This window comes from Methylacidiphilum caldifontis, from assembly GCF_017310505.1.
GTDB lineage: Bacteria > Verrucomicrobiota > Verrucomicrobiia > Methylacidiphilales > Methylacidiphilaceae > Methylacidiphilum > Methylacidiphilum caldifontis.
Genome location: NZ_CP065957.1, coordinates 937,620 through 957,395, shown reverse-complemented (window position 1 = coordinate 957,395; position 19,776 = coordinate 937,620). Strand labels below are relative to the sequence as shown.

The 19,776-nt window shown below is 44.5% G+C and carries 17 protein-coding genes; 12 read left to right on the top strand and 5 right to left on the bottom strand.

The features are described from left to right. The first annotated feature begins 48 nt into the window (after window positions 1-48). The 5 genes from IT6_RS04510 to IT6_RS04490 all read left to right on the top strand — a co-directional run bounded on the left by IT6_RS04510 (window position 49) and on the right by IT6_RS04490 (window position 2,775). Complete coding sequence (locus IT6_RS04510; protein WP_134439355.1) at window positions 49-330, top strand: hypothetical protein; 282 nt, start codon at window positions 49-51, stop codon at window positions 328-330. Window positions 331-351: 21 nt separating this feature from the next. Further along, window positions 352-1,152 (top strand): cytochrome c oxidase subunit II, encoded by an 801-nt coding sequence (locus IT6_RS04505; protein WP_206828163.1) that lies wholly within the window; start codon window positions 352-354, stop codon window positions 1,150-1,152. 62 nt (window positions 1,153-1,214) lie between these two features. After that, the gene (locus IT6_RS04500) at window positions 1,215-1,658 is read left to right on the top strand and encodes a DUF5069 domain-containing protein (protein WP_134439353.1); all 444 of its coding nucleotides are present in this window, start codon (window positions 1,215-1,217) and stop codon (window positions 1,656-1,658) included. A 388-nt stretch (window positions 1,659-2,046) separates the two neighbouring features. After that, the gene (locus tag IT6_RS04495; protein WP_206828161.1) at window positions 2,047-2,574 is read left to right on the top strand and encodes an RNA-guided endonuclease InsQ/TnpB family protein; all 528 of its coding nucleotides are present in this window, start codon (window positions 2,047-2,049) and stop codon (window positions 2,572-2,574) included. 30 nt (window positions 2,575-2,604) lie between these two features. Continuing rightward, a complete protein-coding gene (locus tag IT6_RS04490; RefSeq protein ID WP_206828153.1) occupies window positions 2,605-2,775 on the top strand; it encodes a hypothetical protein in 171 nt (56 codons plus the stop codon). A 120-nt stretch (window positions 2,776-2,895) separates the two neighbouring features. Here the strand turns inward: IT6_RS04490 and IT6_RS04485 are convergent, their stop codons facing one another. The 4 genes from IT6_RS04485 to IT6_RS04470 form a co-directional block, all read right to left on the bottom strand. Continuing rightward, on the bottom strand, window positions 2,896-3,201 hold the full coding sequence (locus IT6_RS04485) for a hypothetical protein (protein ID WP_242524342.1): 306 nt from the start codon (window positions 3,199-3,201) through the stop codon (window positions 2,896-2,898). 151 nt (window positions 3,202-3,352) lie between these two features. Continuing rightward, window positions 3,353-5,395 (bottom strand): alpha-amylase/4-alpha-glucanotransferase domain-containing protein, encoded by a 2,043-nt coding sequence (locus IT6_RS04480; RefSeq protein WP_206828149.1) that lies wholly within the window; start codon window positions 5,393-5,395, stop codon window positions 3,353-3,355. Then, the gene (locus IT6_RS04475) at window positions 5,383-7,545 is read right to left on the bottom strand and encodes a glycoside hydrolase family 57 protein (protein WP_134440410.1); all 2,163 of its coding nucleotides are present in this window, start codon (window positions 7,543-7,545) and stop codon (window positions 5,383-5,385) included. The genes IT6_RS04480 and IT6_RS04475 overlap by 13 nt, the downstream gene beginning before the upstream one ends. A 36-nt stretch (window positions 7,546-7,581) precedes the next feature. Then, window positions 7,582-8,610: a galactose-1-phosphate uridylyltransferase gene (locus tag IT6_RS04470; protein WP_134440409.1), complete on the bottom strand. Its 1,029-nt coding sequence runs from the start codon at window positions 8,608-8,610 to the stop codon at window positions 7,582-7,584. 201 nt (window positions 8,611-8,811) lie between these two features. On the opposite strand from IT6_RS04470, the gene tgt reads away from it, so the two are divergent. From tgt to carB, 6 genes are all read left to right on the top strand, one after another. Continuing rightward, window positions 8,812-9,951, top strand: a complete 1,140-nt coding sequence (gene tgt / locus IT6_RS04465) for a tRNA guanosine(34) transglycosylase Tgt (protein ID WP_206828147.1) — start codon at window positions 8,812-8,814, stop codon at window positions 9,949-9,951. A gap of 18 nt (window positions 9,952-9,969) precedes the next feature. After that, complete coding sequence (gene yajC, locus IT6_RS04460; RefSeq protein ID WP_206828145.1) at window positions 9,970-10,383, top strand: preprotein translocase subunit YajC; 414 nt, start codon at window positions 9,970-9,972, stop codon at window positions 10,381-10,383. Between the two features lie 90 nt (window positions 10,384-10,473). Further along, entirely contained in the window at window positions 10,474-12,765 is a 2,292-nt protein-coding gene (secD, locus tag IT6_RS04455; RefSeq protein WP_134440406.1) for a protein translocase subunit SecD, read from the top strand. A gap of 25 nt (window positions 12,766-12,790) precedes the next feature. Next, window positions 12,791-13,525 (top strand): menaquinone biosynthesis protein, encoded by a 735-nt coding sequence (locus IT6_RS04450; protein WP_206828136.1) that lies wholly within the window; start codon window positions 12,791-12,793, stop codon window positions 13,523-13,525. Beyond that, entirely contained in the window at window positions 13,522-14,631 is a 1,110-nt protein-coding gene (mqnC, locus tag IT6_RS04445; RefSeq protein WP_134440404.1) for a cyclic dehypoxanthinyl futalosine synthase, read from the top strand. The genes IT6_RS04450 and mqnC overlap by 4 nt, the downstream gene beginning before the upstream one ends. A gap of 100 nt (window positions 14,632-14,731) precedes the next feature. After that, window positions 14,732-18,010, top strand: a complete 3,279-nt coding sequence (gene carB / locus IT6_RS04440; protein WP_206828134.1) for a carbamoyl-phosphate synthase large subunit — start codon at window positions 14,732-14,734, stop codon at window positions 18,008-18,010. A 12-nt stretch (window positions 18,011-18,022) separates the two neighbouring features. Here carB and tnpA read toward each other — a convergent pair whose 3' ends face one another. Beyond that, window positions 18,023-18,436: an IS200/IS605 family transposase gene (gene tnpA, locus IT6_RS04435; protein WP_206828123.1), complete on the bottom strand. Its 414-nt coding sequence runs from the start codon at window positions 18,434-18,436 to the stop codon at window positions 18,023-18,025. 20 nt (window positions 18,437-18,456) lie between these two features. Here tnpA and IT6_RS04430 point away from each other — a divergent pair, with 20 nt between their 5' ends. Continuing rightward, entirely contained in the window at window positions 18,457-19,737 is a 1,281-nt protein-coding gene (locus IT6_RS04430; RefSeq protein ID WP_206828114.1) for an RNA-guided endonuclease InsQ/TnpB family protein, read from the top strand. Window positions 19,738-19,776 lie beyond the last annotated feature (39 nt).

The following is a 19,776-nucleotide window of genomic DNA, read 5'->3' as shown; positions in this document are numbered from 1 at the left end:
AAGTAAAGGGGAGAGAGGGATTGGGAAAAAAGAAACAAGGAGAAGGATATGAAAATCGGCTTAGTGAGTTGTCTATTATCGTTGCTTCCATTGAGCGTTGATAAAGCCTTCTCTTGTGGTATTTGCTCAGTACCAAATTCTAATGCCACTAGAGGAATGTTGCCAGCTGTCCTTTTTTTACTGGCTTTATTAGGTTTAGTTTTCGGGCTTTTCATTTCTTTTTTTGTAAAAATGAGCAAAAAAGAAGCTGCCTTGAATAGTGAAAATAGTTGTCTTCAAGACTGCAAAACTGAAGAGTCGAATGCTGAGCTGAATGTTGAACGTGGATAAGATAAACAAGGAAAGAGAACGATGATTGCACTTTTGCTCGAACTTACAGGTATTTCTCCTAATGCCGCTGAACATGGGCACCAGGTTGATCAGTTTCTGGAACTGATACTTTGGTTTATGCTCATCCTTTTTGTAATTTGGTCCTCTTTTTTCGTGTACTCACTCTTTAAATTTTCGAAAAAGAAGCATCCTCAGGCAAATTATGAAGGATTAAAGGCGGATTGGCCTAAACATTTGGAGTGGGGTGTCATCTTTGTCGAAATGGTTTTACTGTTTGGCTTTTCCATACCTTTATGGGGGAAGCGGGTTTTAAATCCACCATCAGTTTCGGAAGCGATTGTTGTGGAAGCTATAGCTCAACAATTTGGATGGCTTTTCCATTACCCAGGTGCAGACGGAAAACTTGGAAGACGTGATAATTTCCTCATTGATCCTATGAATCCCATCGGGCTAGATAAAAATGATCCAGCTTCCAAAGATGATATCGTGACCATGAACGAAATGCATGTTCCAGTTGGAAAGCCTCTTTTGGTACAAATTGGATCTAAAGATGTGGTGCACAATTTCTATATTATACAGATGCGCATACAAAGGGATGCTATTCCTGGATTAACCATTCCTCTATGGTTTACACCCATTAAAACGGGTCGATTCGAGATTGCATGTGGGCAGCTTTGTGGCGTAGGGCATTTCGCCATGAAAGGCTATCTGGTGGTCGAATCAGTGGAAGAGTATAATAACTGGCTTAAACAGATGGCTGAAATGAACGCTGACAGTAGCCCAGCACAGAAATCGGTCGTTGCTCAATTGGATCGGCACTAAAGAATTTTTTCTAGAAGACGCTCTTTTTTGGGTTTTCTTTATCAAGGACTTTCCAATGATTTATGGATTATGATCCTTTTGATCTTACACAACATCCGCCACGCAGCCCGCGAGTAAGGCTGGGAGGATTTGTCCTTCTTCCACGGGCAATTGATAAGGGCAGAGCCTTTATTGCTGGGAAAATTGGAGAATATAAGTTTAATTGCCCGATGGATCAAAGACTTTTTTCTTTTATTGGCATTAGTGATAAACAATTCTTGGATATTTTACATCGAGCTCAGTCTGACCAAGAGGTCTTGGAGGAAGTTTTAACCCTTTCTTCTTTAGCTGCTTGGCAGATAGAAAGTTGGTCAAAGTTTCAGGAAAATAGTGGTCCTATGGATCGAGAATCCAGGAAGTTTTTCATGGAAACCCTTGAAAAAATTGCTCCTCAACGGGTGGATATTTTGAGTTGGTTTGATCTACTCGATCTTGACGATTATGTGAGTTTTGGGGGTAAGCCCTAAAAAATATCTTAAACTTGCAGAGGCCAACAAAAGTGGAACACCGGTTTTTTCTATATTGAGCTTATGTTCTCTATTTGCTCATTTATTCTCTAGGTATGAGTGGCTTGCGGTCATTAGTCTACCCAAGCCTACGCCGCAGTGCTCCACCTATAATCGGGCGGCGATTTAGGTGGTGGTGAAGCGGCGCTATCGTCCGTCAGGGCGATCAGTCCGGCGTGTTTTGTCCCTGCGCACCTTGCCGTGTTTTATCCCAGGACCGGGAAGCAAGCGCCAACCATCTCCGTGGGTCTTGTAACCCCATCGCATCCGAGGCAAGGCCCGGAGGGTTGACGCGCCCAAAACCTGCGAGATTCTGCACCGCCGCGGCACAGGGTACGCCTCGGTTACGGTGGAGTGCGAGCCCAAGAGATTACATGGGGAACGGATCGGTGGCCTGGATTGGGGTGTGGAAACGTTCGCCACCCTGGCCACGCCGGAAGGGGTGGAGCGGATCGAAAATCCCCGGCATTTGCAGTGCTCTCTAGAACGAATCGGCGCCGTACAAAAACGCATCTGCCGCAAGGAGGAAGAGGCGAAAAAGGCCAGCGGCAAGATGAAAGGCTTTCCCCTCTCCAACCGTCTGAGGAAAGAATACGCCCTTTTGGGCAGATTGCATGAAAAGGTGACCAACCAGCGCCGGGATTTTCTCCACCAGGCCAGCGCTTGGCTTGTGGCCACCTTTGCGGTTTTGGGGCTGGAGCAGTTGAACATTCGTGGGATGACGGCTTTGGGCGGCGCGTATAAGAGAGGCTTAAACCGCGGCATTTTCGATGCCGCAGCCGGCATGTTCCATCAGATGCTCAGGTACAAAGTGCAAGAGGCTGGTGGCTGGGCGATGAAGGCGGATAGCCGCAAGCTTAAGCCCAGCCAGCGCTGACAGCTGTGCGGCAGGCTGCAGAAAAAGCCCTTGTCGCAGCGCTGGCATGATTGTCCTTGTGGCGCATCTTGTTCAGGTGATGAGAATGCCGCCAAGCTGCTTTTGAGCTGGGTCATGAAACAGATTGGTGGCCGGGAACCGGCCAAGGCGTGGAGGGAGGTAAGACCGGCAAGCCTTCCAGGCAACCCGGCACTCCCGTAGAAGCGCGAAACTCACGCCATACCATCAGGTTGGGGGAAGTAGTTCATTGCCAGGCAGGAAATGAAAGATTAATTGGTTTCCTGCCTGGGCAGTTAATCGGCTATCTAAGATTTGTCGAGATTAGGGAACGACGAAAATCTTGCCTGTATAAGGACATCTGACTTCCGTGCCAGGGGGAAACCCTCTGACATCGACCAGTCCTGCATCTGGAGCGTAGGGACTCTTCACATAACCTGGCTTTCCCGGAACAGAAATGCCTTTAGGATATTTGCTTGTGGTTTGTTGCCCGGCTGAGCCTCCAGATGATCCCCATGGTTTGTATTCTCCAGAAACAGGAGGATTTGAAGTCGAAGGGCTTCCGGCTACACTTTCGCCTGTTGTACCCGCAGTACTCCCAGATTGGGGTTGGTTTGCTTTTTCTGGCAATTTCCCCGCTTTAGCACCCCTGGTTCCCTCCGATTCAATTTTCTTAGATTTATTGGAACAAGCTAAAAAAACAAATGAACAAGAAATGAATAATATCAATACTTTTTTCACCTTGTGAGGAAGGCTACGAAACTTTTTAAAAAAATTCAATCTAGGAATTTGCAAATTTTGAAAATATTTTGAGCTCCATTTTTTCCCTAGGATAAAGATGGAAAGGTTTTAATATTTCAAAAGTCGAACCCTGGTAATCTTTACCAAATAAACCTCTCTCATAATTTAAAGTATATAAGGGAAAGTGAAATAGGTGGAGAGGTCCATCTGCTAAATACCATTGCCATTTTACTTTGCGGGTTTCATCGACAATTGTCCATTCCCTGACTTTCTCTTCTTCAAAAGCCATTCCAGGGGTCATTTTCTTTCCGTTAATCAAAATGTAGCGGTCAGGAGAATCAATTGAAAGAATCGAGTAGTTGATTTCACAACAAAACAAAAGCTCTATAGGGATGTTATCTTCATTGGTTATCGTGTATAGGAGGTGGAGTTCATCGCTTGGAGTAAGGGTATATTCCTTGCTGATCGTAAAATTGAATTTGTTAGTTGTAAAATACAAACCTCCCTTTCTTTCAAGAAGCACGGTATATCCCTTTGCTGTTTCTGCGGTATTGATGATCTCGTAGGGCTGATTGACGAAATCCCCGTATTCCAAAAAAGATCCACTCACAAAATCATACAAAGAAGTACTTAAGGGAACAAAGTGATCGAGGAAGACCGTTCTTTGATGCCAGTCTTCTGCATACATATCTGGAGGTATAGGTTCAGGGAAAAAACAGGGATGTCTTCTCAGTGTGTTGGACAGGTTATAGGAAGTGGGCAGAAAATTAAATTCGGTGATTGAGCCTCCAAGTAGTGGTTTTATACATACAGAACAACGAGAAGAGCGCAGAAAAATTTCTGGGAATTTATCCGCATCAAAATCCTCATTCTCGATTGGACTGAAGAGCTGAGGTGCTCTTTCCCTGATCATCTTTTCAGCATTCAAGATATGAGAAAAAGCATTATCACGGATATAATTTCCAAAAAGTCCATCCTTGTAAGCATGCCAGTAAACGGTGTGTCCCTGGCTTGCCAGGATAGAGTCATAAATATCCTCCTGTAATTCCCTAGGAAGGGATCGGATCTTTTCACTAACCTGCAACATCCGCTTATGGATATAATTGGCTTCAGGATACTTAGAAAGAAAAGTCAACCAGTTGCCCCCCTTAAAAAATTTGAGAAACCTATCGGCATCAAACCGCAATTTCAGGTCATTTTGTGCAGAAACAAATTCTAAAGTTGCCCTATGGGGCAAACAAAAAGGCTGAAGCTCCTTTCTGCCTCCCGAAGGCAGGGAAATAACAGGCCAGTAGCCATCGATAAATTCGGAGGGGAACCGAGTCTGAATCCAGCTTGAATTTTCATCCAGGTAATGCAACCAGTCTTCAAGCCTATGCTTTTGGTAAACCTGCTCCCTTGTATCCGGCCAGAAACCATAGAGTTCTCCACTCTGGGCGATACAAACAATCTGCATCCCCTCTCTATGGCTGATTTGCACAAACGAAGGGTGGATATCCTTGATTTCCTTGAAAGGGATTTCCTTTGAAAAAAGGGAATGGTAACCAAAGACATAAATTGAATGTCGGTTAAATTGGGTAAGAAAAGGATGCTTTATTTCAGCTGGTAATAATCCTGCATTTTCAAAAAGACTGTCTTCCAGGATTGTATACTGATATCCAGATTGAGCAAGGAGCTCAACAAAGTAAGGTTCCCAGACAGATTCAGCAAGCCAGGCACCTTTTGGAGAAAAACCGAGATGATCGGCAATAAACTGATGGAGTTTTTGGAGTTGAAGCAAGCTGTCTTCTCGGGAAAGGAAACAGAAAATGGGTTCATAAAAGCCTCCTCCGAGCAATTCAATCTGCCCATCTTCAACCATTTTCCGGAGTAGATCAATGACTTCTTTGTTTTCGTTTTGAAGGTAAACAAGGTAATTGCCACTAAAATGAAGAGAAAGTTTAACCTTTGGATGATTGTTTATGGAGTACAGGAAAGGGAGAGTGGCTTTTTGAGTAAATTTTTTATAGGTTTCAGGGAAAACTCCGTTAGGTTGATGAAAATGGACAATCCAAAGAATATTAATCTGTTTTAAATAAACCATTGTTGTAACTCAAAATCTTCGGAAGGAAAAATAAAATCTATTGTTCCTTTTTCAGGATATCTTTCCAGCCCCAGATGGTTTTGGTCAAGTATTCTGACAAAAAAACTGACTTGATTGTTTTTTTCCCATTGTAAAGCAGCGAGTTCGGCGGATAGGATGAAAAAATCATCCCAGAAAGCCTCGATTGTTGCTTGAACAGGTTGGAAAGTGCCAGTTTGGTCAATGGCTAAAAATTTTTTTTCCCACTGTTTATCCTCAATGGCCTGGCATTCAATACGGTGTAATTTTGGAGAGAGAAAGTCGACGACAACAATATCCGGTTTTGCAGCTAAATCGAGCCGAAGGTAAAAATTCTGTTTGTCAAAACCAAAAAACAGTTTTTTGCCAATGCGGTTTGTTTGGTACATGGCAGTTTGTTGAACGGAGATGTCAAGAAAACCTGATCCGACCCAATCGAAGTAGTTCTCCAGCCTGCCTGTGAGCTTTGGACTAATGTATAGCCTTGGGCAGGTATAGGGAACGGGAGGAGAGGGAACGTTGATTGGAATGTCGAGGTAAGGAGGAGGGGTAAAGCCTAAAAAACCATAGACATTTTTGAGATGCGTGCGGAAAAGTTCATCAAAAATCTGATCGGAGTCGGTAGAAAAATCAGGACCATACCACCAAAACCAATCGCTTCCTTCAGCGGCATAAAGACTTTTCCAGCTCTTGGCTTTCAGTTCAGAAGATATAGAAATTTGCCCAGATTTATTGATTAAAAACTCTCTGGTTTTACCCATCCACTCCCAGGCCTTGTTTTCTTCGCTGTCACCTATCCAGATGTCAAAATCGGCGTTAATCCAGGAACCTGTATAGAGTTTATGAACGGTATTGGTTGGGGGATTCTCATCAAAATATTCTTTAGCCAAAATTGGCCTTAAATTACGATGGTTAACAAGACCCTGATAGAAAAAACTCAGAAAAGTTTCTCCGCCATCATGAAAAGCTTCCCAGGCGTTTTCCCCATCAAGGGCTAAAAGGATGGCTCCTTTGCGAGGATCGATATGCCGGCAAGTATTTTCTAGGTTGTGCAACAAAAAATTGGCGGCTTGGTTAGGATCGTTCTGAGAGGCTTTAAAGCCGATGAAGTCGGAAAGAGGCCTCTCCCTGAAAAGAGCAAAAAGGGAAGCTTCAGGCAACTCTACTTTCCAACCTTGAAAAAGGAGCAAGTGCTCTTCATGTTTACCTCTCCAATGAGGATCAAGTTCAAGGCTACGGAAAAGGATAGATTCATCAGTAAAAAAATAATCAAAGCCAGCTTCTTTAAAAAGGGGAATGAGTTCTGGGCATACCGAGCCTTCCGAAGGCCAAACACCACGAGCCGGTTGTCCAAACACACTTTTCATTTTTTCTTGGCCCAGTTTGAGTTGGTTGAGGGCATCTTCGGGAGCTTTGAATTGTGAAGGCAAGTTAACATAGGGCATGCATCTTCGGGCGAAATTGGTGTCATAAATGAGGGGCAGAATCGGGTGGTAATAAGGGGAGATGGTTATTTCTATCTGACCTCTTTCAAGAGCAGCTTTGTAGCTAGGGATGATCAAGGCAAGAATTTCATGATGAATTTTAAGCAGCTCTTCTTTTTGCTCCTCTGTGTAATTACCTCCTTGTTTACGTAACTCTTCTATCAGAGGATATCGTTTGCGAGCAGCATAACCGCACCATACCAGGTTATAAAATACCTGGATATCCAGGAAATCTTGGGTGCTAAATAGAGAGGTTAATTCTTCAAGTCGAGCAAAATTAACGACTTTTCCCCTTTTTTTGAGCAGCTCATAATAGCGGGGAATAGGTCTGATAAGCGTATCGTAGTTGGCTTTGAAGAAATTTTCTAGAATTTTTTGTTTTTGGAACTGGTTTAGGGAGTCGGCAGGTATTCGGGTTAAGATTTCAATGAAATCTTTTGTCTCCTTTTTGACCAATTTTTCGATCTGTTCCAAAAGCACTGGACTGAAATTAAAAATCACTTTGAGAGCAGGAAATCTTCCGACCATTTCCACCATGTCAAAATAACTGTGGACGGAATGGAGCCTAACCCAGGGCATAAGAGCCACATTGTTAGAATAATCGGTATATTCGGGTTGATGCATGTGCCAGAGTAGGAGGATGTTCATACCTATAAAAATGGTTTAGCTGTGTAGCATAAAAAACTATATTTTACGAATTTGTCGAAGAAAATCGGCGGCTTCTTCGGGGAAGACCGGGTTGATAAAAAATTCGCTGCCAAGTTCAAAACCAGCGAGGTAAGAAATCCGGGGCAATATTTCAATGTGCCAACGAAAATCCACTTCTACAGCGGTCATGTAATCCTGTCGAGAGTTTCGAAGCGGTGCAGTCTGCAGAACCATGTTGTAATCGGGGTTCTGTAATCCTTTTTTCAGTCGGCGGAGCAGGTTTTGAAGGATGTCACTCAAAAGCATGATTTGATTGTCGTCAAGGGTGGAAAAATCTAAAGAAGAAAATTTGGGCATAATCCAACTTTCAAAAGGAAATCGGCTTGCCCATGGACAAAAGGCTGCAAAAAAAGAATTTTCCATGATTACTCTTTCTCCTGACCGGAGTTCTTCGCGTAAAACGTCCGCAAAGAGACCTCTTTCTTTTATGCCGAAATGCCTTCGAGCTTGTTCAATCTTTTCCTTAATTTCCCTGGGGACAATAGGTAAAGCGATGAGTTGAGAATGAGGATGTTTAAGGGTCGCTCCGGCTAGCCTGCCTTTGTTTTTAAAAATGAGGATATACCGGAAGCGGATATCTTGTTGTAGGTCAAGGATTCTTTCTCGATAAGCTTGGAGTACCCCAGCAATGCCTTCTACGGTTTGATCTTCGAGTTCTATGTCCGGATTAGGATTTTCTATAATGACTTCATGAGCTCCAATACCATTCATCCGGTCGAATATACCTATGCCTTCGGCCTGAAGATCACCTTCAATACGTAACGCTGGATATTTGTTGGGCACGACGCGTACCGACCAGCCCGGGGAGTCTTTTAGGCCTCCTTTTGGTCTCAAGGCAAAGACTTCATGAGGGGTAAGATTTTCTTTCCCCCATGAAAAAACATCAAAAGGTTCTTTCCCCTTTTCCTTGTCCGTGGAACTAAATTCAACGGGTCTTTGTTTTCTTTCAGGAGAGAAAATTATCCACCGATTAGAGACAAATGGATCTTTACGAAGTTCAGGCATAAAATTTAATATTTTACCTTTTCTTTTGTGAAATTACGAAAAAAAAGAGACCTATCGGATTAACCTTAAAAAAATCATAATGTTGTTAAATCTATATATGTTTGGTTCAGTTCTTTTTTGTACTCAGAGAGAGATTTTGAGCAAGAATAAAAAGTAAAGTATAGGGGCTTTTGGCTTAGTTAATTAAAGAAGAGTATAATCATGAATTTTGAAATTATTCAAAAATCAGAGGGATCAAGGGCCAGATTAGGAAGGTTATTGACTCCCCACGGGGTGGTTGAGACTCCCTGTTTTATACCTGTAGGAACTGCGGCAACCGTCAAAGCTATTTTTCCCAAAGATCTTGAAGAGGAGGGGATAAAATTAGTTTTGGCCAATCTATACCACCTCCTTTTACGGCCAGGAATTTCTCTAATCAGGGATTTTGGGGGTCTTCATCAGTTCATGGGATGGAACGGGCCAATTCTGACAGATAGTGGAGGATTCCAGGTTTTTAGCCTATCCTCTTTTTGCAAGATTTTCCCTGAAGGGGTACGTTTTAAATCACCGATCGATGGCTCTATGCTTTTGCTGACTCCTGAAAATGCCATTACCACGCAACTGGATTTAGGCTCAGATATCGTTATGAGTCTTGATCAATGCCCTCCTTGGCCTTCAAAAGAAAAGGATCTGCTAGAGGCTACCCGAAGAACAATCCAATGGGCCAAGAGAGGGAAAGAAACTTGGCTACGTCATCAACAAAAAGGGGCTTCCTCCCGTTGCTCTCTTTTTTCTTTGTTTGGTATCATTCAGGGGGGGACAGATACAAGGCTAAGGATTTATTGTGCAGAGGAGCTTCTGAATATCGGATTTGATGGCTATGCGATCGGAGGCTTGTGTGTAGGTGAACCCATAGAAGAAAGTTTTGCTACGATAGCCGCTGTATCTTCTTTTTTGGATGAAGCGGTGCCGAAATATGTCATGGGCATGGGGCATCCTTGGCAAATTGTCCAGATGGTCGATTTGGGCATAGATCTGTTTGACTGTGTTTTGCCGACACGATTAGCCCGACATGGATCGGCTTATGTCGAAGAAGAGGGAATAATCCACATTAAAAATGCACGTTTCAAAAAAGATGGCTCACCCCTAGATCACCGCTGTTGTTGTTATGCTTGTCAAAAATTTAGTAGAGCCTATATCCATCATCTGTTAAAATCAAAAGAAATTCTTGGTATTATGCTTTTGTCGATGCATAACCTTTTATTTTACAATCGATTGATGAAGGAAATAAGATTATTCCTATCTCATGGACAATGGAATGATTTTTTAAGTAGATGGAGAAATAAAAAGATAACAAAATAAATAAAGGTGATAAAATTTATGAAAACAGCTACTGAGTTTTGGTTTAGTATGGCTCCTCCCCCTCCTCCCCAACCTCGAGGTCGTGGGGGGGTAAATCCACAGGCGCCCGAGGGCCCTCCTCCGATGACTTTTTTTATAACGACGATTCTCATTTTTGGTATTTTCTATTTCCTGCTTATTCGACCTCAACAGAAACAGAAAAAAGAGCAGGAAAAGCTCATAGCCAGTCTAGAAACAGGGGACAGAGTTATAACCTCAGGGGGCATATTGGGGGTAGTCACGAACGTGAAAGAAAAAACGGTGGTGATTCGGGTGGCTGAAAACGTCAAAATAGAAGTACTTAAAAGTGCTTTAACGACTGTCACAAAGACCGTTAAAGAAGAGAGCAAAGATGTGGCGAAAGAATCCAAGGAGGCAAAAGGGAAGAGTTAATGAGAAAAAACTTGCTGAATAGCTAGGCAATGGGCCAGTGTTTAGATAATGAGGGGAGCTTAAAATTGTCAAACCTGAAGAAGGGATAAAATGTTATTTGTTTCCTTTTCTACAGCCCTTTTTTTCCTTGTCACTCTCATCTGGTATTTTACCGCCTCTGATGATAGAACAAAAAGGTGGGTAGGTTTAGCCTGCAGCATTTCAATCCTTTGTAATGCTTTTTTTTCTCTCGTCCCCCCCGCAGAGAAAATTAAGCTAGGCTTGGATCTCAAAGGAGGGACGGCTTTTTTACTTGAGCTCCAAGGTGAACCTTCAGCAAGGGCACTCGATCAAGCCATCGGGGTTATTCGCAAAAGGGTGGATAAATTTGGTCTTTCTGAACCGATCATTCAACCCATAGGTAAAAAACGCATAAGCGTGCAGATCCCGGGGTTATCTGAGTCAGAAAAGGTTGCAGCTAAAGAACAGCTTTCCAAGGTTGCTAAGCTGGAATTTCGACTTGTTCATCCCGATACAGATAAGCTTTTAGCTTCTATCCAATCTGGACAGGAAAAAGTACCTTTAGGTTACGAGATCCTCCCTTTTTCCCTGGAAGAGTCAAGGGGTAATAAGCAAGAGGCCTTTATTCTAGTTCGAAAGAGGGAGGAGATGGGGGGAAAGTACGTACGGCGTGCTTTTCGGGGTTTTGATGAAGTGGGTCGACCAACGGTCGTGATTGAATTTAATGAAGAGGGTTCTAAGAGATTTGGAGAAATTACATCACACAACATTGGCAAAAGGTTGGCTATTGTCTTGGATGGCGAAGTCAAGAGTGCTCCTGTCATTCAAACAGCTATTTTTAAAAATGCTGTCATTTCTGGAGGCAACATGACCCCCAAGGAAGCGGAAGACCTTGCTAGCGTTCTTGAAAATCCGCTGGAGACCCCCGTAAAGATTCTAGAGGAAAGAGGGGTTGATCCTTCCTTAGGGAAAGACTCGATTATCAGTGGAGTAAATGCTGCCTTAGCCGCTTTTGGCTCCGTTGTCCTCTTTATGGTCTTTTATTACAGGACTGCTGGTGTTGTCGCTGTCATTGCCCTTCTTGTGAACCTACTGCTGCTTTTAGGATTGCTTGCACAATTTCATTTTACCCTTACCTTGCCTGGCATTGCAGGAATCATTTTAACTATAGGGATGGCCGTTGATGCTAACGTCTTGATTTATGAACGAATCCGAGACGAACTTGAAAGCGGAGTTAATGTTAAAAACGCGATTTTTATTGGTTTTAACAAAGCCTTTAGTGCTATTTTTGACTCCAATGTGAGCTTGATTATTCCCTCCATTATTTTGATGGAACTTGGAAGTGGACCACTACAGGGATTTGCTGTGACTTTAGTTTTGGGAATCGTGGCTAATCTTTTTGCTGCCCTGGTATTCAGCAGGAATTTGTTTGAATGGCTTTTGTCTTGGGGAATGTTAAGAAAGCTGGCCATGATGAAATTTCTCCATAAACCTAATTTCGACTTTATTAAATTGAGCTGGATAACCGTGCCCACCGCTGCCATTCTTTTGGTGGTGGGCATGGCGACTTTTTTCCTAAGAAGCGGAGAACTGCTGGGTGTTGATTTTTCTGGTGGGGATTCCATTACCGTGACTTATAAACAAGGTGTTCCCCTTGCAAAAGTAAGGCAATCTCTTGAGGAAGCAAAAATTCATCCAAGCCTCCTTCAGTACACCCGGGAGAATAACCAGATGATTTACCAGGTCCGGTACGGGGAGGGGGAGAAAAGTGTAAACATTCTTAGGGAGAAATTTCCTCAAGCGGGTTTTAGTCTTTCTAGGATGGATAGTGTGGGTCCAGTGGTTGGAGACGAACTGAAGAACCGGGCTGCTTTATCCCTTTCCTTGGGGCTTCTAGCCATCCTTGTTTATGTATCGTTACGTTATGAATGGTCATTTGCGTTGGCAGCGGGACTAGGCCAGCTTCATGATGTATTGCTAGCTATTGGCATTATGGCTCTTTTAGGAAAAGAATTTGATATGTACTTGATCGGCGCTTTCTTGACCATCTTGGGTTATTCAATTAACGAGAAAATCGTCATTTCAGATAGAATTCGTGAAACATTAAAATACAAAGGGAATATTTCCTTTAAGGAGATTATTAATGAAGGGATTAACAAAACCCTTGCCCGAACGATCATGACTGGAGGAACAGTTGTTCTTGCGACTGTTTCCATGCTCATTCTTGGGGGGTATGTCATTTCTGTGTTCGCCTTGGCTATCCTGATCGGTGTCCTTGCGGGTATGTTTTCTTCTCACTTGATTAGTCCCGCCCTGTTGTATTGGTTTCATAAGATAACCGAAAAAAGAAAGAAAATATCTATTCAAACCCAAACTGTTTAACTTTTCTTATTTTTTATTGTTCCTGATGCATAATCCTAGAATAGGTTGTGTCCCTTACCTCAATGCTAAGCCCCTGATCTATGGCATTGAAAAACAAGTGATCTACGGCTCACCGGTGGAACTTTCAATTATGCTAAAAAATGGGCAGCTCGACGTAGCTTTGTGTCCTGTGGGAGCTTCGCTTGTGGAGGGATGGAACTGTTTTATTGATGGGATAGGTATTGTTGCCAATGGGGATGTCTATAGTGTTATTTTTGTGCTTAAAAAGCCCCTTGAGCTTGTTCAAACTGTGAATGCTGATCCTCAAAGTCGCAGTTCAGTACTGCTTCTTCAAGTAATATTAGAAAGTTTCTATGGCAAGAAGGTTCAATTTGTCTCAAGCGTTGAGCAAGCCGATGGTTTTCTTCTGATTGGTGACAAGGCCCTTGAATATCGCAAGAAACATCCTGGACAAGAGGTTGTAGACTTGGGAGGACTGTGGAAAAAGCTGACTGGCCTTCCCTTTGTTTTTGCTCTTTGGACGCTGGGCCCAGCTGGGATGTCGATTAAGGAAGAGATAAAATCACTCTTGACTAAAACAAAAGAAAGGGGACTTTCTTCAAGAGAAAAAATTGCTGCAAATAGCCATCAACTCCATTATCTTACCCATTACATTCACTACGAGGTAGGAGAAAAAGAAAAAATGGGCATTGAAGAATTTTTAAAAAATTTGATAAAGATAAATGTAGTTGATCAATATAACCCTTTTTATTGGGTATGAATGTAATCAGTTGTTCGAACTCAAAAAATGTATTGGAAGTGGCCCGAAAAAAAATAGAAAGCTTTGAAAGGTTTACTGTTGAAGAAGCAAAAGAGCTTTATTTTCTGCCGTTAGCCGATTTAGGCATGTTAGCTGATTTGAGAAGAAAGCTTCTTAAAGCTCCTGCTTATGGAGGAAAAGGAGCTGAAATTGTGACTTACATTATAGACAGAAATATTAATTATACCAATGTCTGTACAACCTATTGTAAGTTTTGTGCTTTTTATCGGACAGAAAAAGATCCAGATCATTATGTCCTTTCAGTCGAACAGATTGAAGAAAAAATAAGGGAACTGGATGCCATTGGGGGTGTCCAGATCTTGCTGCAGGGAGGTCACCATCCTAAACTGGGTATCGATTATTATATCAACCTCCTTCATTCCATTCACAAAAAATTTCCCCACATTAATATTCATGGTTTTTCACCTCCCGAGTTCCTCCACTTTTCTAAGCTCTTTGATCTGTCAATCGAAGAGGTAATCAAGCGGTTTAAGGAAGCCGGCCTAGGATCAATTCCTGGAGGAGGAGGAGAAATCCTTGTTGATTCCGTAAGGAAAAGAATTGCTCCCCTCAAATGTTCTTCTCAAGAATGGTTGGAAGTCATGAGGGTTGCCCATCGGTTAGGGTTAAGATCGAGTGCAACAATGATGTTTGGGCATGTCGAGCAGCTTGAAGACCGGTTGGAACATCTTGAAAAAATCAGAAATCTACAGGATAGCACGGCTGGGTTTACCGCTTTTATCTGTTGGACCTTTCAACCTGACAATACGAAGCTAAAGGTTGCAAAAAAGGGGCCATCCGAGTACTTGAGAATGCAGGCTTTATCGCGGATATTTCTTGATAATATCGAAAACATTCAGTCTTCATGGGTCACCCAAGGAGTGGAAGTGGGACAGATTGCCCTCTATTTTGGGGCTAATGACTTTGGAAGTGTAATGATGGAAGAAAACGTTGTTTCTGCTGCAGGAACCACTTATAGAACAACCGTAACGGAGATTGAAGAAACTATAAGTCGATGTGGGTTTCAACCTAAAAGAAGGAACAATGGTTATCAACTTTTAAATTGAATAACTTTCTATTTAGTGGTTTGTTTTAGCCTATAATACTCAGCCGCGTCCTGTTCGTTTAGACTAATGCCCTGCTTTCGCTTCTTTATGGAAAAAAACAATGGGTAAAAGAACAGATATAAAATCCATTTTAGTCATTGGCAGTGGTCCTATAGTTATTGGACAAGCTGCAGAGTTCGATTATTCGGGGGTTCAGGCTTGCAAGGCTTTGAAAGAGGAAGGCTACAGGGTGATACTCATCAACAGTAACCCGGCAACGATCATGACTGACCCTGAATTTTCCGACAAGACTTATATCGAACCGATAACTGCTGATTTTCTGGAAAAGATTATCAAGCTTGAAAGGCCTGATGCCCTGCTGCCGACTTTAGGTGGTCAAACCGCTTTAAATGTGGGCGTAGAACTTGCTGAAAGGGGAGTCTTAGATGCTTTTGGTGTGGAGATGTTAGGAGCCAAAATAGACGCCATAAAGAAAGCTGAAGATAGGCAACTTTTTAAGGAAGAAATGATCCGGATTGGCCTGGATGTTCCCCAATCTGGAATCGCCCGGAGTGTGGAAGAAGCGAAACAAGTGGCTTACCAAATTAATAAATTTCCACTCATTATCAGGCCCGCTTTTACCCTAGGTGGTCAAGGAGGAGGTATCGCCTACAACCGTGAAGAGTTTGAACAGGTCGTTTCTCGTGGGCTCCATGTTTCACCGATTGGTGAAATTTTAATCGAGGAAGGGTTATTGGGTTGGAAAGAATTTGAAATGGAGGTCATGAGAGATCGCAAAGATTGTTGCGTGGTGATATGCCCGATTGAGAATTTTGATCCAATGGGTGTGCATACCGGAGATAGTATTACTGTTGCTCCAGCCCAAACTCTTACCGATGAAGAGTATCAGAAGATGCGGGATTGGGCTTTTGCGGTGATAAGACAGATTGGGGTGGAGACGGGAGGATCTAATATTCAATTTGCCGTAGATCCAAAAACTGGAAGAATGGTCGTGATTGAAATGAACCCGAGGGTTTCACGGTCTTCGGCCTTAGCTTCGAAAGCAACAGGATTTCCCATTGCTAAAATTGCAGCTAAACTGGCTGTTGGATATACTCTGGATGAGCTTCCCAACGATATCACCCGGAAAACCTTGGCTTGTTTTGAGCCAGCGATAGACTACGTGGTGGTTAAAATCCCACGGTTTACTTTTGAAAAATTTCCAGAAGCCGATCCTACTCTTTCTTCATCAATGAAAAGTGTTGGAGAGGTGATGGCTATTGGAAGATCGTTTAAAGAGTCTCTTCAGAAAGCTTTACGATCCCTTGAAATTGGGGCTTTTGGGCTTGCGGGGGGAGTTCATGGCCATGACCAGATTTTACCTTTGGAACAGATTCGCTATTTTCTCCTTACTCCAAGGGCTGAACGTATTTTTTACATCCGGCATGCACTGCGCTCGGGAATGGACATAGATACAATTGCTTCTCTAAGTGGGATAGATCCCTGGTTTTTGAGCCAGATTGAAGAGCTTGTTCAGGAGGAAGAAATATTGAGGCAGAAGGGAGCACCTTCTTTTTTACTTGAAGCAAAGGTAGATGGGTTTTCAGATAAACAGCTTTCCTCGTTGTGGGGACTTCCCGAGGAAGAAATTAGAACCTTAAGAAAAAAGGAAAATTGTATTCCGACCTACAGGCTTGTTGATACTTGTGCTGCTGAATTTGAAGCTTCTACTCCTTATTATTATTCCTCTTATGAGCCGGGAATAAGCGAATTTGAGTTAAACAAGCAAGACAAAAAGATCATCATATTAGGGGCTGGGCCAAACCGGATTGGGCAGGGGATCGAATTTGATTATTGTTGTGTTCATGCCCTGATGGCTTTAAGAGAGCTCGGATATAAAACGATAATGATTAATTCTAATCCTGAAACGGTTTCCACCGATTATGACAGTTCTGATTTTCTTTTTTTTGAGCCCTTGACGATAGAGGATGTGCTCCATGTTTATGAAAAAACGCAAGCCCATGGTATTATTACCCAATTTGGTGGGCAGACGCCTCTTAATCTCGCTTTCTCCTTGAAAAAAGCAGGGGTTAGGATCTTAGGGACTTCTGTTGAATCGATAGAAACAGCCGAAGATAGGAGACTTTTTTCCCGGTTGGTCTCCAAACTCGGCTTACGTCAACCCCTAAGTTCCATTATCAGCAATGTGCAAGAAGCCATTTTAGCTGCTAAAAAAATCGGATTCCCACTGCTTTTGCGTCCCTCTTATGTCTTGGGAGGAAGAGCGATGCATATTGTTTATACGGAAAATGATCTCGTTCAATTTGTAGAGGAGGCGATCCAGGCTGCACCGGATAAGCCCGTGTTGCTTGATCACTTCTTGGAAGAAGCTATAGAAGTGGATGTCGATTGTGTGAGTGATGGTCAAGATGTCTTTATTGGAGCTATCCTGGAGCATGTTGAATTGGCGGGGGTACACTCTGGAGATAGCGCCTGTGTTCTTCCTCCTTTTAGTCTTTCTGAAAAGATCAAGGAAGAAATCAGAAAGACGGTGTTCTTGCTAGCAAGGGAACTGAATGTTGTGGGATTGATGAATGTACAATTTGCAGTTCAAAAAAATGCGCTTTATGTCCTTGAAGTCAACCCCAGGGCTTCTCGGACTGTCCCCTTCATTAGTAAAGCGATAGGAATTCCCTTAGCCAAATTGGCTGCCCAAGTCATCATGGGTAAAAAGCTTAGAGAGTTAGGATACGTGGGCAGAGAAATTGCTCCCTCTTATTACTGTGTCAAAGAAGCGGTATTTCCTTTCGACCGATTCCCTGGTGTCGATATCATTCTTGGACCAGAAATGAAGTCGACGGGTGAAGTCATGGGTGTTGATGATGATTTTGGGATAGCCTATGCGAAAACCCAAATTGCCTTGAATGCGCCGTTACCTCTAAAAGGAAAAGTTTTTTTGAGTGTCCGTGACCAGGATAAAAAAGATGGTGTGGAGATAGCGAGGGCTCTTGTTCATCTGGGCTTTGATATCGTAGCTACCGAAGGTACAGCCAGGGCTCTCCATGAATCGGGAGTCCAATGTACTAAGCTCCATAAATTGTCCGAAGGTAGACCCAACGTCCTCGACATGATCAAAAACGGGGAAATCGCCCTTGTGATCAATACTCCTTCTGGACCAAGAGCAAGAAAAGATGAAATTCGGATAAGGACCACTTCTCTCTATAGTAAAATACCGGTAATGACAACCATAGCCGCTGCTAAAGCAACAGTTGAAGCCATAAGGTCTCTCCAGTCAAGGGAATTCCACGTTAAACCCTTGCAGGATTACCATCTGGAATTGACCAAGTGCGCGGGCTTGCCCCGCCGCTTGGGGCGGGGAAGGATAGCGCGGAGGGCGTAGCCGTCCTTGGTTTCAGTGTGGCGTCTGCTGCTGCTCGATGTACTGGCGCACGATGGAAATCGGCGCGCCGCCGCAACTTGAAGCGAAGTACGACGGCGACCACAGCACGCCTTTCCAGTAACGCTTCTGAATGTCGGGCCGCTCCTTGCGCAGCAGCCGGCTGGATACGCCCTTGAGACTGTTCACCAGATTGGAGACGGCGACCTTGGGTGGATATTCCACGAGCAGATGGACGTGATCGTCCTTGCCGTCCATTTCGATCAGTTGCGCCTCAAAGTCGGCACAGACCTTGGCGAAGATCGTGCGCAGCCGGTTGATGGCGTCGTCGTCGAACACATTGCGGCGGTATTTCGTCACGAAGACCAAATGGACGTGCATCTTGAAGACACAGTGCCGTCCATGTCTTATATCTTGATTTTGCGCCATAGGCTCAGTATAATGTTTCCATGCTTATTCGCCAAGCCTTCAAGTACGAATTGATGCCAAACGGCCAGCAGGAGCGGCAAATGTGCCGCTTTGCTGGCTCATGCCGGTTCGTCTACAACAGGGCGCTGGCGTTGCAGAAGGAACGCCACGAGCGAGGCGAGAAAAAACTTGGCTACGCTGGGTTGTGCAAGCTGCTCACCGAGTGGCGCAACAGCGCGGAAACGGCATGGCTCAAGGACGCTCCGGTGCATCCCTTGCAACAATCCCTCAAAGACCTGGAGCGAGCCTACGCCAACTTCTTTGCCAAGCGGGCTGGTTTCCCACGCTTCAGGAAGAAAGGCATGTCGGATAGCTTCCGCTACCCCGACCCGAAGCAGATCAAGCTGGAGCAGCACAACAACCGCATCTTTCTGCCCAAGCTCGGCTGGCTGCGCTACCGCAACAGCCGCGATGTGCTCGGTGTAGTCAAGAACGTCACCGTAAGCCAGTCATGCGGTAAGTGGTACGTGAGCATCCAGACCGAGCGGGAGGTCGAGCAGATCGTCCCGCAAGGGGGTACGGTTGGCATCGACATGGGGATCGCCCGCTTCGCTACGCTCTCGGATGGCACGTTCTACGCCCCGCTCCACAGCTTCAGACGGCATGAGATGGCGTTGGGCAAGGCGCAGCAGTCATTGAGCCGCAGGGTCAGATTCAGCAACAACTGGAGGAAGGCAAAAGCAAGAGTTGGGCGCATCCACGCACGCATCGCCAATGTCCGCCGCGACTTCCTGCATAAGACCTCGACCGCGATCAGCAAAAACCACGCTGTAGTCTTCGTCGAGGACCTGCAGGTACGGAACATGTCCGGGTCGGCGGCGGGCACCATCGAGGCTCCAGGCCGAAAGGTTCGGGCCATGTCCGGCCTGAACAAGTCGATCCTGGATCAAGGTTGGTTCGAGTTCGGTCGCCAACTGGACTACAAGCTGGCATGGAGCGGAGGCCGGCTGATCGCCGTGCCGCCGGAGAATACGAGCCGCGCCTGCCCGTGCTGCGGACACGTTTCGGCGGACAACCGCCAGACGCAGGCCTGGTTTGCGTGTGTGGAATGTGGTTTCGAGGACAACGCCGATGTGGTCGGTGCAATCAACATCTTCTCTCGCGGGATGCAAATGTTGCGGGACGAAGGGCAGGGCACGCTGCACGCTTGCAGCAGGATGGCGCAAGCCGTCAGCCCGGATGGCCTGTGGATCGAACCGCGCTGGCGGTCGGAAGCAGGAACCCACCGAAGCGACCCAGGAGAGGTGCCATGCCACCCTTGAGCGCCGTAGGAATCTCCGACCTTCAGGCCGGGGAGGATG

What these genes read in the sequence shown, in the direction of transcription:
- IT6_RS04510 (WP_134439355.1), top strand. Translation starts at nt 49, where the DNA reads ATGAAAATCGGCTTAGTGAGTTGTCTATTATCGTTGCTTCCATTGAGC.
- IT6_RS04505 (WP_206828163.1), top strand. Translation starts at nt 352, where the DNA reads ATGATTGCACTTTTGCTCGAACTTACAGGTATTTCTCCTAATGCCGCT.
- IT6_RS04500 (WP_134439353.1), top strand. Translation starts at nt 1,215, where the DNA reads ATGGATTATGATCCTTTTGATCTTACACAACATCCGCCACGCAGCCCG.
- IT6_RS04480 (WP_206828149.1), bottom strand. Translation starts at nt 5,395, where the DNA reads ATGGTTTATTTAAAACAGATTAATATTCTTTGGATTGTCCATTTTCAT.
- IT6_RS04475 (WP_134440410.1), bottom strand. Translation starts at nt 7,545, where the DNA reads ATGAACATCCTCCTACTCTGGCACATGCATCAACCCGAATATACCGAT.
- IT6_RS04470 (WP_134440409.1), bottom strand. Translation starts at nt 8,610, where the DNA reads ATGCCTGAACTTCGTAAAGATCCATTTGTCTCTAATCGGTGGATAATT.
- tgt (WP_206828147.1), top strand. Translation starts at nt 8,812, where the DNA reads ATGAATTTTGAAATTATTCAAAAATCAGAGGGATCAAGGGCCAGATTA.
- yajC (WP_206828145.1), top strand. Translation starts at nt 9,970, where the DNA reads ATGAAAACAGCTACTGAGTTTTGGTTTAGTATGGCTCCTCCCCCTCCT.
- secD (WP_134440406.1), top strand. Translation starts at nt 10,474, where the DNA reads ATGTTATTTGTTTCCTTTTCTACAGCCCTTTTTTTCCTTGTCACTCTC.
- IT6_RS04450 (WP_206828136.1), top strand. Translation starts at nt 12,791, where the DNA reads ATGCATAATCCTAGAATAGGTTGTGTCCCTTACCTCAATGCTAAGCCC.
- mqnC (WP_134440404.1), top strand. Translation starts at nt 13,522, where the DNA reads ATGAATGTAATCAGTTGTTCGAACTCAAAAAATGTATTGGAAGTGGCC.
- carB (WP_206828134.1), top strand. Translation starts at nt 14,732, where the DNA reads ATGGGTAAAAGAACAGATATAAAATCCATTTTAGTCATTGGCAGTGGT.
- tnpA (WP_206828123.1), bottom strand. Translation starts at nt 18,436, where the DNA reads ATGGCGCAAAATCAAGATATAAGACATGGACGGCACTGTGTCTTCAAG.
- IT6_RS04430 (WP_206828114.1), top strand. Translation starts at nt 18,457, where the DNA reads ATGCTTATTCGCCAAGCCTTCAAGTACGAATTGATGCCAAACGGCCAG.